At 57.5% G+C, this 16,548-nt stretch carries 14 protein-coding genes and 1 tRNA gene; 10 read left to right on the forward strand and 5 right to left on the reverse strand.

What is annotated here, in order from left to right; all coding sequences use genetic code 11:
- Positions 1-86 precede the first annotated feature (86 nt).
- A tRNA-Cys gene (locus ACYQ6M_RS13300) sits at positions 87-160 on the reverse strand.
- A gap of 250 nt (positions 161-410) precedes the next feature.
- Here ACYQ6M_RS13300 and ACYQ6M_RS13305 point away from each other — a divergent pair.
- The 3 genes from ACYQ6M_RS13305 to ACYQ6M_RS13315 all read left to right on the forward strand — a co-directional run bounded on the left by ACYQ6M_RS13305 (position 411) and on the right by ACYQ6M_RS13315 (position 3,703).
- Positions 411-1,073: a protein-L-isoaspartate O-methyltransferase family protein gene (locus tag ACYQ6M_RS13305; RefSeq protein ID WP_460074279.1), complete on the forward strand. Its 663-nt coding sequence runs from the start codon at positions 411-413 to the stop codon at positions 1,071-1,073.
- 210 nt (positions 1,074-1,283) lie between these two features.
- The gene (locus tag ACYQ6M_RS13310; RefSeq protein WP_228148040.1) at positions 1,284-2,675 is read left to right on the forward strand and encodes a TolC family outer membrane protein; all 1,392 of its coding nucleotides are present in this window, start codon (positions 1,284-1,286) and stop codon (positions 2,673-2,675) included.
- A 284-nt stretch (positions 2,676-2,959) separates the two neighbouring features.
- Complete coding sequence (locus ACYQ6M_RS13315; RefSeq protein ID WP_022998753.1) at positions 2,960-3,703, forward strand: PopZ family protein; 744 nt, start codon at positions 2,960-2,962, stop codon at positions 3,701-3,703.
- 20 nt (positions 3,704-3,723) lie between these two features.
- On the opposite strand, the gene ACYQ6M_RS13320 is transcribed toward ACYQ6M_RS13315, so the two are convergent.
- Entirely contained in the window at positions 3,724-4,152 is a 429-nt protein-coding gene (locus ACYQ6M_RS13320; RefSeq protein ID WP_460074280.1) for a DUF1284 domain-containing protein, read from the reverse strand.
- Positions 4,153-4,335: 183 nt separating this feature from the next.
- On the opposite strand from ACYQ6M_RS13320, the gene ACYQ6M_RS13325 reads away from it, so the two are divergent.
- Positions 4,336-7,266, forward strand: a complete 2,931-nt coding sequence (locus ACYQ6M_RS13325) for a valine--tRNA ligase (RefSeq protein ID WP_460074281.1) — start codon at positions 4,336-4,338, stop codon at positions 7,264-7,266.
- Between the two features lie 111 nt (positions 7,267-7,377).
- Complete coding sequence (locus ACYQ6M_RS13330; RefSeq protein WP_022998750.1) at positions 7,378-7,926, forward strand: DUF2155 domain-containing protein; 549 nt, start codon at positions 7,378-7,380, stop codon at positions 7,924-7,926.
- A 27-nt stretch (positions 7,927-7,953) separates the two neighbouring features.
- On the opposite strand, the gene ACYQ6M_RS13335 is transcribed toward ACYQ6M_RS13330, so the two are convergent.
- The 3 genes from ACYQ6M_RS13335 to ACYQ6M_RS13345 form a co-directional block, all read right to left on the reverse strand.
- A complete protein-coding gene (locus tag ACYQ6M_RS13335; protein WP_460074282.1) occupies positions 7,954-8,745 on the reverse strand; it encodes a GNAT family N-acetyltransferase in 792 nt (263 codons plus the stop codon).
- Positions 8,746-8,842: 97 nt separating this feature from the next.
- Positions 8,843-9,319: an N-acetyltransferase family protein gene (locus tag ACYQ6M_RS13340; protein ID WP_460074284.1), complete on the reverse strand. Its 477-nt coding sequence runs from the start codon at positions 9,317-9,319 to the stop codon at positions 8,843-8,845.
- Between the two features lie 60 nt (positions 9,320-9,379).
- On the reverse strand, positions 9,380-10,048 hold the full coding sequence (locus ACYQ6M_RS13345; RefSeq protein ID WP_022998747.1) for an alpha/beta hydrolase: 669 nt from the start codon (positions 10,046-10,048) through the stop codon (positions 9,380-9,382).
- 300 nt (positions 10,049-10,348) lie between these two features.
- Here ACYQ6M_RS13345 and ACYQ6M_RS13350 point away from each other — a divergent pair, with 300 nt between their 5' ends.
- The 5 genes from ACYQ6M_RS13350 to ACYQ6M_RS13370 all read left to right on the forward strand — a co-directional run bounded on the left by ACYQ6M_RS13350 (position 10,349) and on the right by ACYQ6M_RS13370 (position 16,542).
- On the forward strand, positions 10,349-11,518 hold the full coding sequence (locus ACYQ6M_RS13350) for a cysteine desulfurase family protein (RefSeq protein ID WP_460074285.1): 1,170 nt from the start codon (positions 10,349-10,351) through the stop codon (positions 11,516-11,518).
- 103 nt (positions 11,519-11,621) lie between these two features.
- Complete coding sequence (gene sufB, locus ACYQ6M_RS13355) at positions 11,622-13,094, forward strand: Fe-S cluster assembly protein SufB (protein ID WP_031268546.1); 1,473 nt, start codon at positions 11,622-11,624, stop codon at positions 13,092-13,094.
- Positions 13,095-13,160: 66 nt separating this feature from the next.
- A complete protein-coding gene (gene sufC, locus ACYQ6M_RS13360; RefSeq protein WP_460074286.1) occupies positions 13,161-13,916 on the forward strand; it encodes a Fe-S cluster assembly ATPase SufC in 756 nt (251 codons plus the stop codon).
- Between the two features lie 14 nt (positions 13,917-13,930).
- Positions 13,931-15,250: a SufB/SufD family protein gene (locus ACYQ6M_RS13365; RefSeq protein ID WP_460074287.1), complete on the forward strand. Its 1,320-nt coding sequence runs from the start codon at positions 13,931-13,933 to the stop codon at positions 15,248-15,250.
- 35 nt (positions 15,251-15,285) lie between these two features.
- Positions 15,286-16,542, forward strand: a complete 1,257-nt coding sequence (locus ACYQ6M_RS13370; protein WP_447238040.1) for a cysteine desulfurase — start codon at positions 15,286-15,288, stop codon at positions 16,540-16,542.
- Positions 16,543-16,548 lie beyond the last annotated feature (6 nt).

Consider the following 16,548-nt stretch of genomic DNA (forward strand, 5'->3'; position numbering starts at 1 on the left):
CTAACATGACGCAACGGAAAGATGTAGCATCGGCTTCGTTCAAGACAACGAACGCCTGAAAACGTGCAATGATCTGAAAAAGTGTCTGGAGGCCCCGACCGGAATCGAACCGGTGTACACGGATTTGCAATCCGCTGCGTCACCACTCCGCCACAGGGCCCCTAGGTGGTGTGCCGCGCCTTATCAAACAGTTGCGCGATTTGGTCAAGCCCTGTTTTCAACGTCGTACACATTTCCACCGTTGCCGATTATCGATTTGAGGAAAGCCATGAGTTGCTGCTTATTTTCCGCAGAAACCGGGTGCCATCGCAGGATCTGCTCGCGCGGATACTTGTCAGGCAGCCTTTGCATCGCTAATGAACGTTTCTCAAGAGGCGCCGGTAATCCGGCATGTCAAAGTGAGGGCCGATATGACGGACTTTAATCAGTCCCGCCGCAAGATGGTGGATAACCAGCTGCGCACCAACGATGTGACCGATCACCGGATCCTGGACGCAATGGAAGTGGTGCCGCGCGAGCGCTTCGTTCCCGCATCCAAACGTGCCGTTGCCTATATCGACGAAGATCTGCCGATTGGAGCAGTCGAAACCGGCCGGATGCTGATGAAGCCGCATATTTTCGGAAAGCTGGTTCAACTGGCGGATATCCGGGAAGGCGATGTCGTTCTGGTCATTGGAGCTGGCACCGGTTACAGCGCTGCAGTCGTTTCCAAACTTGCTGCTTCCGTCGTGGCTCTTGAGGAAAATCCGGACCTTGCCAAGACGGCAACCGAGGTTCTGGTCGATCTCGGCATCGAAAATGCGGTTGTCGTGGAAGGTGCGCTGGCAGCGGGCTATTCTTCCGAAGGCCCTTACGACGTCATTTTCGTGGACGGAGCCGTCGAGGTGCTGCCAAAGGCCCTGACTGACCAGCTGAAGCCGACAGGACGTCTGGCGGTGATTGAAGGACGCGGTGGTGCTGGCGTCGCCAAACTCTTCCAGAAATCGGGTTCTGCGGTGAGCAGCCGATTCGGTTTCAATGCCTCTGTTAGCGTGCTTCCTGGCTTCGACAAGGCTGACGAATTCGTTTTCTGAGCGATCAATTTGGTCCGGACTGACAGAAACCCGCCGAATGATGGCGGGTTTTTGCTTTAAAAGCGGAGAAATGGCTTAACGCAGCGATAACTTGTTGCCATTAAGCCGCACTCGCGGAAATTCGCAATTATCCGCTCTCAAACGGTTGAAGAATAACACCCATCAGTTTACTCAACAGGATCAAGTAGGTTGACCCGGAAGGAGTGTGGGGTGTCTGGTCGTTCAACTCTAAAAGTTTTGACCATTGCTATTGGCCTGTTGGGTGGCGTTTCCGCCACCGCCTTGACCGGTGCCTCCCTGTCTCCCGCTGATGCTGAAACCATCAGAGAATCGCTGGCGCTTGCCTATTCGAACAATCCCACCTTGAACGCGGCGCGTGCGCAGCTTCGTGGTGTGGATGAGAATGTGCCTCAGGCACTGACGGGCTGGCGGCCAACCGTGACAGCATCCGCAGCGGCCGGACGCCTCGCAGCCGGGGCCGACTCGGCGATCGACTATCGCAACAATGCGTCGATCTCGCTGACGATCAGTCAGACCCTGTTCCGCGGCTTCCGGACGATCAATTCCACCCGTCAGGCAGAAGCTGTCGTGCGTGCTCAGCGTGAAAGCCTGATGTCGACGGAGCAGGACACGCTGCTGGATGCGGCAACGTCCTACGTGGATGTGATCAGGGATACGGCTCTGGTATCGCTTCAGCGCAGCGACCTTGCCTTCCTTCAGGAACAGGTAAGAGCCGCACGTGACCGGTTCGACGTAGGTGAGGGCACCCGGACGGACGTCAGCCAGGCGGAAGCCCGCGCTGCCGAAGCCCGCGCCAGCCTCAACACCGCGATGGCCAACCTGAATACAAGCCGCGCCATCTACCGTCAGGTGATCGGAGTTGAGGCACGCAGCCTGTCGGCGGATACGTCAATCAGCCGTTACGTTCCCAAGTCCATTGACGAGGCGATGCAGCTGAGTGAAACACATCAGCCGTTGATCCGTCAGGCGCAACACCTTGTCGATGCCGCCATTTTCAACACCAAAACGATCGAAGGCGAACTTCTGCCGACCGTCACCTTGGATGGCAGCATTTCCAGATCGTGGAACCCGTCTGCAACGACCGACTACAGCGATAATGCGCAGATCTTCGGTAACGTCAGCATTCCGCTCTACCAGGGTGGTGGCGTGTCGTCGCGTGTGCGGCAGGCCAAGGAAGAGCTGGGTCAGACCCGTCTGCAGCTGGATGTGGCGCGCGATCAGATTCGCGCCAACGTCATTTCCGCCTGGGGTAACTACCAGGCGGCAGAAGCTTCCATCGTTGCAGCCCAGGCCGCCGTCGAAGCACAACAGCTGGCTCTGGAAGGCGTTATTGAAGAGCAGCGCGTCGGTCAGCGCACCACGCTCGACGTTCTTGACGCTCAGCGCGAACTGGTCATTCAGCAGTCCAATCTCGTAACAGCGCAGCGCAACCGGATTGTCAGTGGATATCAGCTGGTTGCTTCGATTGGCCGGTTGGACGCTGAATCACTTGGCCTCAACGTTGCCCGCTACAATCCGAAGCAGCATTACGAGGCTGTGCGGGACCAGTGGTTTGGTCTGCGCACGCCGGATGGCCGGTAAGAAACTGGTAACTTATATTCTTCACGATGGCGGCTGACGGTCGAAAGATCTTCAGCCGCTTTTGTTATTCGGCTGAACATCCTGACAAATTTACGAAGGATGACGTGAAACGCCTTGCCGAATTCCACCCTTGATCGGTAATTCCCGACTAAAAAGGGGATAAGGCGATGCTTCGGGGCGCGTTCACTTTGCGCGTTTCTTATTGACCCGCATAATTTCGGTTAACGAATCATTTTGATGGAACAGACTGTTCCTGAGCGTAGCCGGTAAGTACGGGGGAAGTCATGGCGCAGGCGAAGAAGGCTGATGAGCCGTCGATGGAGGAAATCCTCGCGTCGATCCGCCGAATCATATCCGATGAGGACTCCCAGGGAGCCGAAGACGGCGAAAGCGGCAGCAGCGAACCCGTAGAGACACCAGTAGAAGAAGAGGCGGCGGACGATATGGGCAATGCCTCCGAAATGTCCCAGGACGATCTCGACAAGCTGTTCGACATGAGCAGCGACGATGATGAAGACGACCTTCCGGTAGAAGACGACGACGCGGATGACATGGCTGCAGCCATGGCTGCGGATGCCGAAGAAGACGAAGGCGAAGACGTTCTGGAGCTGACCGAGGAACTTGCGATTCCTGACGATGATGCGATGGACATTGTCGAAGGAATGGCAGAGGACCTGGACGGCGACGAAGGAGACATTTCCTTCGCGGCTCCACCTGCTCCTGAATTTGACCCCGAACCGGAACCTGTTTTCGACCCTGAGCCTGTGATGGCCGCTCGGCCGGTGCCTGACGATTTGCCGAATGTGGCGGACGATGCCCCTCTGACATCGCAGAACACCGGTGAAGCCGTTCACGCGGCATTCGACAACCTGTCGAACATGTTTGTTGGCTCGCAGGCGCAGACTGTTGAGGAGCTGGTCAAGGAAATGCTGCGGCCGATGCTGAAGGCATGGCTGGACCAGAACCTGCCTGGCATGGTCGAGCAGATGGTTCAAAAGGAAATTCAGCGCGTGACGCGCCGGCGCTAGGCCGGATTTGTCCGAAGATTTCAGTCAGGGGGTGTCAGATGGCATCCCCTGAATTCGTTTCTGGCAATCGCTGAGCACATATTCTGCCATTCGCAGCCTTGGCAAGCCTTGCGGATTGAACCGTTTGAGAACGCATCCCTCAGAAAAGACAGGGTCTGTCGGTCCAAAATGATGGAATTGCCCTTTTCAAGAGGGCGTCCGAGCACCAGTGCAATATCAGCGGCCGCTGTCCGGTCCCTGTTGCGAACGCTTTCATTTCGACAATGGCACCCCGGTTCGTCCAACATTGGCTGGCACAAGGTGTCTGGACCTTCTACCAGCTCAATGGGTTCACCTTCATTCAGGCGCTGAACGATTGTGCTGTAATTTTGGACAAAGGCCGGCGTATAACCTTTGCCCAGATAGGTCAGCATGCAAAGCAGGTGGTGCGGACGGATTGAAACGGTCATGACCCGCTTATCGCAGCAAACGTCATTCAACCCAAGTTCTGATCGGCAGACCGGTACTTCACCTATCAAAAGCGCTACCGAGCAGCAGGTTTGCCCCGCATAGGCGGTTGACTTGCGGCAGCGCATCCGATTTACACGGTGCTTCACGAAAATCGAAATTCATTCTCCCATTGAGTGACCCTGATGCTGGATAAGACCTACGATGCGGCCAGCGTTGAGCCGCGGATTTACGAAACCTGGGAAAAGGCGGAGGCCTTCAAGGCCGGAGCTGGTGCCAAAGAGGGCGCAGCCTCCTTTTCCATCGTAATTCCGCCGCCGAACGTAAACGGTTCGCTGCACATGGGGCATGCTCTCAACAACACGCTTCAGGACATCCTGATCCGCTGGAAGCGCATGCAGGGCTTTGACACCCTTTGGCAGCCGGGCACCGACCATGCGGGGATCGCGCTTCAGATCGCTGTCGAAAGACAGATGGCCGAACGCAACGAGCCGAGCCGCACAGAGATCGGCCGCGAGGCATTCGTGCAGCGTGCGTGGCGCTACAAGGGAGAAGTCGGCAGCGCGATTATCGCTCAGCTCAAGCGTCTGGGCGCATCATGCGATTGGTCACGTGAGCGATTCACCATGGACGAAGGCCTGTCGGAGGCCGTCCGCAAGGTTTTTGTCGACCTCTACAACGAGGGCCTGATCTACAAGTCCAAGCGGCTCGTCAACTGGGATCCGAAGATGGAGACAGCCATTTCGGATCTCGAGGTCGAGAACATCGAAACCGACGGACACATGTGGCACTTCCGCTACCCGCTGGCCGGTGGCGCGACCTATGAATACGTCGAGAAAGACGAAGAGGGGAACATCACCCTTCGCGAGACCCGTGACTATATTTCGATTGCCACGACGCGGCCGGAAACCATGCTGGGTGACGGTGCCGTTGCCGTTCATCCGGACGATGAGCGTTACAAGCCAATTGTCGGCAAACTCTGCGAAATCCCGGTCGGGCCGAAGGAACATCGCCGTCTGATCCCGATCATCACCGACGAATATCCGGATCCGGATTTCGGCTCGGGGGCGGTCAAGATCACCGGTGCACATGATTTCAACGACTATGGTGTCGCTCAGCGCAACAAGATCCCGATGTACCGCCTGATGGACACCAAGGGTGCGATGCGCGCCGATGGTGCGCCTTATGTCGAAGAGGCTGCCAAGGCCCAGGCAATCATCGATGGTGCAGAGATGACCATTCAAGAGGTCGATCTCATCAACATCGTTCCGGACGATCTGCGCGGACTTGACCGGTTCGAGGCGCGCAAACGCGTTATTGAACAGATCACGGCGGAAGGTCTGGCAGTTACGGCGCCGGCGGATCATCCGGACGTTGCCTGGATGAAGGGGCAGGCCCCTGAATGGAACACGCTTGGCCGGGCCGTCGTTCGTCCGCTGGAGGAAGGCGCGGAAGCACCGGAGCGGTTGCCGCTGGTTGAATCCAAGAAGATCATGCAGCCGTTCGGAGACCGCTCCAAGGTCGTCATTGAGCCTATGCTGACGGACCAATGGTTTGTCGATGCCAAGACACTGGCGGCTCCCGCCCTGAAAGCCGTTCAGGACGGCACGACCAAGCTCATTCCCGGCAACGCCGACAAGGTCTATTTCAACTGGCTCAACGACATTCAGCCCTGGTGTATTTCCCGCCAGCTCTGGTGGGGCCATCAGATCCCTGTCTGGTACGATGAAGATGGCAAGGAATACTGCGCGCATTCCGAGGAAGAGGCCGTTGCAATGGCAGGCGGCAAGGCGCTGACGCGCGACGAGGACGTCCTGGACACGTGGTTCTCCTCTGCGCTCTGGCCGTTTTCGACGCTTGGTTGGCCACACAAGACGCCGGAACTCGAGCGCTACTACAAGACGGATGTGCTCATCACGGGTCTCGACATCATCTTCTTCTGGGTTGCCCGGATGATGATGCAGGGCATTCATTTCATGGACGAAGTGCCGTTCCACACGGTTTACTTCAACTCGATCGTTGTTGACGGCAAGGGCAAGAAAATGTCCAAGTCGACAGGCAACGTGATCGATCCTCTCGATCTGATCGGCCGTTTCGGCGCCGATGCCACCCGGTTTGCGCTTGCGAGCCAGGAGGTTCAGGCCCGCAGAATGCTTCGGATGTCCGACCAGGCAGCCGAAGGCGGTCAGCGCTTTGCCACCAAACTCTGGAACGCTGCCCGGTTCGCCGAAATGAACGGCTGTGCCCGGATGGAAGGGTTCGACCCGGCAGCAACCAAGCACACGCTCAACCGTTGGATCGCAACGGAAGCAAGCCGCTGTATCGCCGAGGTGACCGCGGCACTCGAGGACTTCCGGTTCAACGATGCATCCGGTGCTGCCTATCGGTTCACCTGGAACACGTTCTGCGACTGGTACCTGGAACTCGCAAAGCCGATCTTCAACGGTGATGATGAAGCTGCCAAGGCTGAAACCCGGGCAACGGCAGCATGGGCGTTGGACGAAATCCTGAAGGTCCTGCATCCGATCATGCCGTTCCTTACGGAAGAACTGTGGGAGCGTCTCGGAGACGAAGGCAACGCGCATGATGGCTTGCTGATGCTGACTGCCTGGCCGGAGCCCAAGGTTTCCGATGAGGCTGCGGCAGGTGAGATCAACTGGCTCGTGGATCTGATTTCCGAAATCAGATCGGTTCGCGCGGAAATGAACATTCCGGCAGGTGCGAAGGTCTCCGTGGTCGTCACAGGGGCCAGTGAACAGACCAAGGCTCGGCTCAAGACCCACGAATCTGCCATTCTTCGTCTGGCAAGGGCAGAGACCGTTTCCCTGGCTGATGCAGCTCCCTCCGGAGCGGCCCAGATTATTGTTGGCGAAGCCACGGTCTGTCTGCCACTCGCCGGGGTCATCGACCTTGGTGCAGAAAAGACCCGACTTCAGAAGGAAGCCGGCAAGCTGGAAGGAGAGATCTCGAAGATCGAGAAGAAGCTTTCCAACCCGGCATTCGTTGCCAAGGCCCCCGAAGAGGTTGTTGACGGCGAACGCGAAAAAGTTGCCGAATCCAAGGAAAAGCTGGAGAAGGTCCAGACGGCGCTCGGTCGTCTGGCGGAAATCGGCTAGATCATTTCTCGGCCCGGAACGAGCTTTGTCTTTTCCGGGCCGCAATTCGGTGCTAGCGCCGCATAAAAGAACACACGTATGCTTAGCACCTGAGGAATCGAATTGAAGCTGATGGCGGACCAGTTTGACACGATGAAAGCGGTAAAGCGCCTGGGCGCAGGCCTTGGAATCGCGGCGATGGCGATGGTCATGCCCCTGGTTTCTGCAAACGCTCAAAAGATCGAAAACCCGGTCGCCGTCTTTTCGGGCCTCGACAAGATCACCGGACGTATCATCTCCTTCGATGTTTACATTGGTGAAACGGTCCAGTTCGGTGCGCTGCAGGTCACACCAAGGGTCTGTCACACGCGCCCTCAGACAGAATCGCCTCTCACGACCGGTTTTGTTCAGGTCGATGAAATCACGCTCAACAACGAAGTACGGCGGATCTATTCCGGCTGGATGTTTGCAGCCAGCCCGGGCCTCCACGCGGTTGAGCACCCCGTGTACGATATCTGGCTGACCGATTGTAAACTTGCCTCAAGCGTTCCGCCGCCAGAAGATTATGCCGGCCCTCCGATTAAAGGCACCGTTGCAGAGGGCGAAGACCCATTGGCTGGACCTGACGACGGTCTGGATACTGGTCCGGGCGTGCCGCGTCCGAAACCCTTCCAGGGGTAGGCCAAAGTCGGAAAACGGCTTTGGGTCTTATCGCGTAAACCGTTCTGCTCCCCTGGTCGCGAGCCCGGAATAGAGTTCTTGCGACAAAGACAGCCCGCAACCTTCGACCATTCGGCGTGATGTTGTGTTCGTTGCCGCTACCAGTTCATAGACATGTGTCGCTGAAAGTCGTGTCAGTGCTGCGTCCGCCATCAGCGCATTGACGTAAGTGCCGAGCCCTTTACCGCGATGTTCAGGCGCAACGGCAACGAGACCACCCCAAGCATAATTGTAATAGGGGCTGTGATGATTGTGTGGCAGATAGGCGTGGGCACAAGCAGCAAGGCAACCTGCGTCATCCATCAAGCCGACGGAAACAACCGCACCATGATCGCCATTCAGGAACGATCCTGAGAACGGAGCGATTCCAGCCGTTGCCATGAATTCCTGGAACGAACGCGTCAGCGGACCCTCTGCGCCGTCAAGCTCTGAAAATGCGCGAATGCCGCCTGGAAGGGCGGTTGAAAGGGTCGGCCTTGTTGCGTCGCGGATCGCATTTGTGTCGCCCACGAAGACATCCCAAGTGTCCAGCCGGTAGCCGTTTTCTGTCAGAGCGTTTTCCAGGTCGGGCTGACGGGCTTTCTCAAGCAGGCGAAATCCGAACACGCCATCTTCTGCCAGTACTTCGAAAATGGTGTCGAGCCCCAGGGCATCAGGGTCGTCCGTACCGAGCGTGCGTACATTGCAGCAGGCTCCGGGCGTCTTCATGGTCCAGCCGTAACGTTCTTCCGCTCGCTGCTGGAGCTTAATTTGCTGTTCCGTCCCGAAGTAGCCGGCCATCGTGTTCACGCCTCCCGGTTCTCAATCTGGGAAATCAAGGCAGGCAAATACCGGTCTGTCCAGTCTGCTAATTGTTACAGGGACTTGGCGGTTGCTCTCAATTGCGTGCAGGGTACCCTGGAGCGCGTAATTCAAAGCCAGTCTTGGAGGTGGTGAACCCGAGGTTCTCGTAGAACCGATGAGCGTCCTTGTTGGCTGAACCCGACAGCAACATCACCTTGAAACATCCGGCCGAAAACGCCTTGTCGGTGGCAGCACGAAGTAGTGCCTTTCCAATTCCGCTCCCCCGCCAGTCGGCATGTGTAACGACATTTTCAACAAGGGCGAATGGTGCGCAGCCACGCGTCAGATTAGGCACGACAATCAGCATGCAGGTCGCAACCAATGTGCCTGCCAGTTCTCCGACAAGCAAATCGACACCTTGTTGCGTCAGGATCTGGTGAAAAGTTTCGAGGCGAAAATCATCATCAGCGGCAATGTCGTTGGAAATCAGTTGGGCATAGAGCGCGCAAAGTCCCTGGAAATCTTCGGACTTTGCCGAGCGGATGACGAGACTGTCTGTTGAGGCGGGCATGAGAACCGCAGGCGTTCGGACAAATGAAAAGCCCGCCGGGTGGCGGGCTTCGGTGTCGTGTCAGTCGATGTCGACGTAATCGGATGGCGTCAGCCCAAGCCGCCCATCCACATATGTGCCGCAACGCTGCATGAGCTCGTCCATATCGTTTTCGAAGAAATGGTTGGCTCCCGGAATGGTCTCGTGATCGATCACGATGCCTTTCTGGGTTTTCAGCTTGTCGACCAGCGTCTGCACATCCTTCTGCGGAACGACCTTGTCGTTATCACCATGAATGATCAGGCCGGAGGACGGGCAGGGGGCCAGGAAAGAGAAGTCGTGCAGGTTTGCTGGTGGGGCGACCGAGATGAAGCCTTCCACTTCAGGGCGGCGCATCAGCAACTGCATGCCGATCCAGGCACCGAACGAGAAACCGGCAATCCAGCAGGCGCGGGCGTCTGTATGAACGGTCTGCACCCAGTCGAGAGCCGCCGCTGCATCGGACAGTTCGCCCTGGCCATGGTCGAAGGAGCCTTGCGAACGGCCGACGCCGCGGAAGTTGAAACGCAGCACTGCAAATCCGCGCCGGGCGAACATGTAGTACATCTGGTAGACGATCTGGTTGTTCATCGTGCCGCCGAATTGCGGATGCAGATGCAGAACCAGAGCAATGGGCGCGTTGCGTTTTCTGGCGGGATGGAACCGGCCCTCAAGCCGGCCGGCGGGACCGTTGAAGATCACCTCAGGCATGAAACGCTATGTCCTTGTCATTTTGTCGCGCAGAAGAAGATCGCGCGGTAATTTGGGCTCACGATACGTGGTTTCCCGTAAGTCTAAACTTGACTCTTTGTCTCCGAGTTTCTAGAACCCTGTTTAGAATTATTCGAAAGTTCGCACCATCCCTCAACAGGCAGACGATGCTCGGTTCGACCGGTTGGGGGCAGTTATCGTCATCATGGCGGAAAAATTCAAGGTTTTTCGCACATGTGACTGATAATAAAGCGGAAATTCGATTCTTTGCGAAACTCGAGTTCAAGCGTAAGAGGCGCTATGCAGCAGCAGTCAGCCCCGATCTATCTGGACCACAACGCCGGCGCGCCTCTGCGCGAAACCGCGCGTGAGGTCATGATCGAGGTGCTGAATGATGCAGGCAACGCATCCTCCGTTCACGCTCACGGCCGCAAGGCGCGTGGACGCATTGAAACTGCGCGCGAACAGGTCGCCCGTCTTTGCAACGCCAGGAACCGTGCTGTGACATTTGTGTCCGGCGGAACGGAAGCGAACATGACGGCGCTTTCACCGGCCTGGCAGGACCAGGGAGCGCCCGTTTACCTCGACAAGTTGTTCAGGAGCGCTATCGAGCATCCTTCCGTGATGACTGGCGGACGCTTTGCGGTTTCCGATCAGGTGGTCATACCTGTCGACAGCGATGGCCGTGTTGAGCTCGGTGCCCTCGAACTGGCTGTCAAGGACGCCGGGCCAAGCCTCATTTCCGTGATGGCCGCCAACAATGAAACCGGTGTCATCCAGCCTCTTGCCGAAATCGGTGCCATTGCCGAAAGACACGGCCACTTCTTTCACGTCGACGCGGTTCAGGCTGCCGGCCGGATGCCGATCGATCTGGAAAGCTGGAAGGCAGATGTCCTGACGGTGTCTGCTCACAAGTTCGGTGGTCCGCAAGGCATCGGCGCGGTTGTGGTGCGCTCAACAGCCCGGGTTCCTGCGCCTTTGATGGTTGGTGGTGGACAGGAAAACTGGCGCCGTGGCGGCACGGAAAACGTTTCGGCAATCGCCGGCTTCGGTATTGCCAGCAAGGCCGCTCTTGAAGAATCCGCCGATACGCGCCATTTGAGCGATATGAAGGCGAAGCTCGAAGCCGGGCTGTGCGCGATTTGTCCTTCGACAGTTATTTTTGGCGACAAGGCTGAAAGACTGTCCAACACCTGTTGCTTTGCCGTTCCTGGCATTCCGGCAGAAACCGCGCTGATCGCCTTCGATCTCGACCATATCTCGGTTTCATCCGGTTCAGCCTGTTCTTCCGGCAAGGTGTCCGTGTCTCATGTGCTGACAGCCATGGGCGTTCCGGAAGATCTTGCCCGCTGCGCCTTGCGTATCAGCATGGGGTGGAATACCAGCGGCGCCGATATCGACAGGTTCCTTGAGCTGTGGCCGAAAATCGTCGGCAGGCTCAATCCGCAAGCACGTCATCAGGCGGCTTGACGACAAGATTTAGGCAGCTTCGCTGCCAGACATGGCGCAGGTGACAAGGTCCCTGCAGGAAATAACAAAAGCAGGCACGAGGCCTGTTGAATGGAGGCAAGACATGCCAGCTGTACAGGAAACCATCGATACGGTGAAAGCCATCGATGTCGACCAGTATAAATACGGCTTTGTGACCGATATCGAGTCGGAAAAAGGCGCCAAAGGCCTATCCGAGGAAACCGTTCGCTTTCTGTCGGCTAAAAAGAACGAGCCGGAATGGATGACGGAATGGCGCCTTGATGCGCTCCGCCGCTTTCAGCAGATGGAAGAGCCGACCTGGGCGCGCGTTTCCTACCCGAAGATTGATCTCGACGACCTCTATTACTGGGCGTCCCCGAAATCCGTCGAAGGCCCGAAAAGCCTGGACGAAGTCGATCCGGAACTGCTGGCGACCTACGAAAAGCTCGGTATTCCGCTGCGCGAGCAGGAAATCCTGGCCGGTGTCGAGCCGAAGAACCGGGTTGCGGTCGACGCTGTGTTCGATTCCGTTTCCGTCGTGACCACGTTCAAGGAAGAGCTGAAGAAAGCCGGCGTCATCTTCTGCTCCATTTCCGAAGCACTGCGCGAATATCCGGATCTGGTGAAGAAGTATCTCGGTTCCGTCGTTCCGGTGACCGACAACTACTACGCGACCCTGAACTCGGCTGTCTTTTCGGACGGATCCTTTGTCTATGTGCCTGAAGGCGTTCGCTGCCCAATGGAACTGTCGACCTATTTCCGTATCAACGAACAGAACACCGGACAGTTCGAACGTACGCTGATCATCGCGGAGAAGGGCGCCTACGTCTCCTACCTGGAAGGCTGTACGGCACCTCAGCGTGACGAGAACCAGCTTCATGCCGCTGTCGTTGAACTGGTGGCCCTGGATGATGCGGAGATCAAATACTCCACCGTCCAGAACTGGTTCCCGGGCGACAAGGACGGCAAGGGCGGCATCTATAATTTCGTCACGAAGCGTGGCGACTGCCGCGGCAAGAATTCCAAGATCTCCTGGACGCAGGTCGAGACCGGATCAGCGATTACCTGGAAATACCCGTCCTGCATCCTGCGCGGCGAAAATTCGCGTGGTGAGTTCTATTCGATCGCGGTTTCCAACGGCTACCAGCAGGTCGACAGCGGCACCAAGATGATCCATCTGGGCAAGAACTCTTCCAGCCGGATCATTTCCAAGGGCATTTCCGCAGGTAAGTCCCAGAACACTTATCGTGGCCTGGTCTCCGCTCACCGGAAGGCCTCGAATGCGCGCAACTTCACCCAGTGTGACTCGCTCTTGATTGGCCAGGACTGCGGTGCTCACACCGTGCCTTACATCGAGAGCAAGAATGCCTCGGCCCAGTTCGAACACGAGGCGACCACCTCGAAGATCTCGGACGACCAGATGTTCTATTGCCTGCAGCGCGGCCTTTCCGAAGAAGAAGCCGTGGCGCTGATCGTCAACGGTTTCGTCAAGGACGTCATCCAGCAGCTGCCGATGGAATTCGCCGTCGAGGCACAGAAGCTGATCTCGATCAGCCTGGAAGGATCCGTGGGCTAGAGGGCCTGCAAAGTTACGAATTGATTTGGGCCTTGAATGCCCGCCGAAATACGAGGAACAATCTCAATGCTTGAGATCAAAAACCTGCATGCCCGCATTGCGGAAGACGAAACAGAGATCCTGCGCGGCATCGATCTGACCATCAATGCAGGCGAAGTACACGCCATCATGGGCCCGAACGGTTCCGGCAAGTCGACGCTGTCCTACATCCTGGCCGGCAAGGACGACTACGAGGTTACCGAAGGCGAGATCCTGTTCAACGGAGAAAACCTCCTTGAGATGGAGCCGGATGAGCGCGCTGCTGCGGGCCTGTTCCTGGCGTTCCAGTACCCGATCGAGATTCCAGGTGTTGCCACCATGGAATTTCTCAAGACGGCGATGAACGCACAGCGCAAGGCACGCGGTGAGGACACGCTGTCGATCCCGGACTTCATGAAGCGCGTCAAGGAGGCTGCCGGCCACCTGAACGTGTCCATGGACATGCTGAAGCGCCCGCTTAATGTGGGCTTCTCCGGTGGCGAGAAGAAGCGTGCGGAAATTCTGCAGATGTCCTTGCTTGAACCGAAGCTGTGCGTGCTCGACGAGACCGATTCCGGCCTCGACATCGACGCACTCAGGATCGTTTCCGAAGGCGTGAACAAACTGCGCGGTCCGGATCGTGCCATGGTGGTGATCACCCACTATCAGCGTCTGCTTGACCACATCGTTCCGGATGTCGTCCACGTTCTGTCCAAGGGCCGCATCGTCAAGACCGGCGACAAGGACTTGGCGCTGGAGCTGGAAAAGAACGGTTACGCCGACTACGTCGACACGGCCGCCTGAGGGAGCAAAGCGATATGAACGCCAGCGCACCCATCAAACACACCCAGGCGGAAAGCGACCTGCTGGAGCGTTTCGACAACGCGAAAGACGGTTTGGCCGGCTCGGTTGCCGTCAAGGCTCTGCGCGAAGCGGCGCTCGGCCAGATTCGGGACCGGGGACTGCCGCATCGCCGTGTAGAGGAATACAAGTATTCCGACCTGCGCGCCTACATGAAGTCAGCAGCCCCGCTCGCAGGATCGGCTGATGAAGCTGCGGCCAGAAGCCTGATCGAGACACAGGACGGTTTCGGAGATCTCGACCGCTACCGTATCGTCGTCGCCAACGGTTCCTATCTTGCCGCGCTTTCCGACGTCGAAGCCCTCGCCAGCGAAGGTGTAACCCTGACAAGTGTTGCCGAAGCCCTTGCCGGCGAAACAGGCACCCAGTTGATTGCGTCGCCAAAGACGGGACCGTCCGACGGTGTCGTTGCCTTGAACACTGCCTTCCTCCAAGGCGGCGTCGTCATGACAGTCGCGGCGGGCGTGGAAGTGTCCAAGCCGGTCGAGCTGGTTCAGGTGGCGACTTCCACGGGCGCGCAGGCCGTCCGCAACCGCATCGAACTTGGCGAAGGCGCAAAATTACGTCTTCTGGAAACCTTTGTCGGAGATACCGGTGAAGGGGAACTGAACACGGTGTTTGACTACGATCTCGCCGACAAGGCAGCGCTTGCTGCCACGCGATTGATCGTCGGCAAGACGGACGCCGCGCAGCTGTTTACGACAATCGCAACGCTTGGCGCTGAAACCGAGCTGAAATCGCTTGGCTTCATCGCTGGACCGCAGTTCACGCGCAACCAGCAATTCATCAACTTTACCGGCGAAAATTCGGAAGCGAAAATCTACGGCGTGACCATGGCTGGCGGTAAATCGCTGGCTGATCAGACGCTGATCGTCGATCATGCTGTGCCACACTGCAACAGCCGCGAGTTCTTCAAGACCGTGCTGGACGGCGAGGCCAGGGGGGTCTACCAGGGCCGCATCAACGTCGCCCAGCATGCGCAGAAAACCGATGGCGAGATGATGACCCAGGCTCTGCTCCTCTCCGAGGATGCGGAAATGGCGAACAAGCCAGAGCTGGAGATTTTTGCGGACGACGTATTGTGTGCTCATGGTGCGACCAGCGGACAGATAGATGAAGACCTGCTCTTCTACCTTCGTGCCCGTGGCATTCCGGAAGACGAGGCAAAGACCCTTCTGGTACTCGCTTTCCTGTCCGAAGCGATTGAAGAATACGGCGAGGACGATGTGACCGAAGGCCTGGAAGCGCGCGTGCGTGACTGGCTTGCCAATCACTGACATCTGAAGCGAACGGGAATAAGGAGCAGCGCCGCATGACGGTCGCGACCGCAGAAGAAACAGCCGGCAACACCGGTTACGACGTCGAAACCATCCGTCGGGATTTTCCGATCCTGTCGCGGGAGGTTTACGGCAAGCCGCTGGTCTATCTGGATAACGGTGCTTCCGCCCAGAAACCCCAGCAGGTGATAGATGCGGTGACCAAGGCTTACTCGGAGGAGTACGCCAACGTTCATCGTGGCCTGCATTTCCTGTCGAATACCGCAACGGACAATTATGAAGCCGCGCGCGAGAAAGTGCGCCGTTTCCTGAATGCCGGATCCGTCGATGAGGTGGTTTTCACCAAGTCCACGACCGAAGCGATCAACCTGGTGTCATATGGCCTCGGGCCCGACTATTTTGCCGATGGCGGTGAAATCGTTCTGTCGATCATGGAGCACCACTCCAACATCGTGCCTTGGCATTTCCATCGGGAGCGTCACGGTGCGAAGTTGAAATGGGTCTATGTTCGCGAGGATGGCTCGTTCGATCTCGATGCCTTTGCTGATACCTTGACGGACAAGACAAGACTGGTTGCGCTCACGCACATGTCGAATGTTCTGGGCACGGTCGTTCCGGTGAAGGAAGTTTGCCGGATCGCGCATGAACGGGGCATCCCGGTGCTTGTGGACGGAAGCCAGGCGGCCGTACATCTTCCTGTCGACGTTCAGGACATCGACTGCGATTACTATGTCTTCACGGGACACAAGGTCTATGGGCCGTCGGGCATCGGGGTCTTGTGGGGCAAGCCGGATCGGTTGAAAGCCTTGCGTCCCTTCAACGGTGGCGGCGAGATGATCCTCGACGTGACCGAGGACCTCGTTACCTATAATGAACCGCCGCACAGATTTGAGGCCGGTACGCCACCGATCGTGCAGGCAATCGGTCTTGGCGCGGCTCTCGACTATATGGATGCGATAGGCCGTGAAAACATTGCACGCCACGAAGCTGATCTGAAGGATTATGCCCACCGGAAGCTGCGCGAGATCAATTCGCTGCGGATTTTCGGGGATGCGCCGGACAAGGGCGCAATTGTTTCGTTCGAACTGCAGGGCGCCCACGCACACGACGTTGCCACGATCATCGACCGTGCAGGGGTCGCCGTGCGGGCAGGGACCCATTGTGCACAGCCGCTCTTGGCAAGATATGGTGTGACCTCTACATGTCGGGCAAGCTTCGGGCTTTACAACACGCGTGCGGAAGTGGACGCGCTGTATGAAGCCCTGTTGAAGGCTCAGAGCTTTTTCGGGTAAGGACGG

It is taken from the genome of Roseibium sp. ROS1 (genome assembly GCF_054658215.1).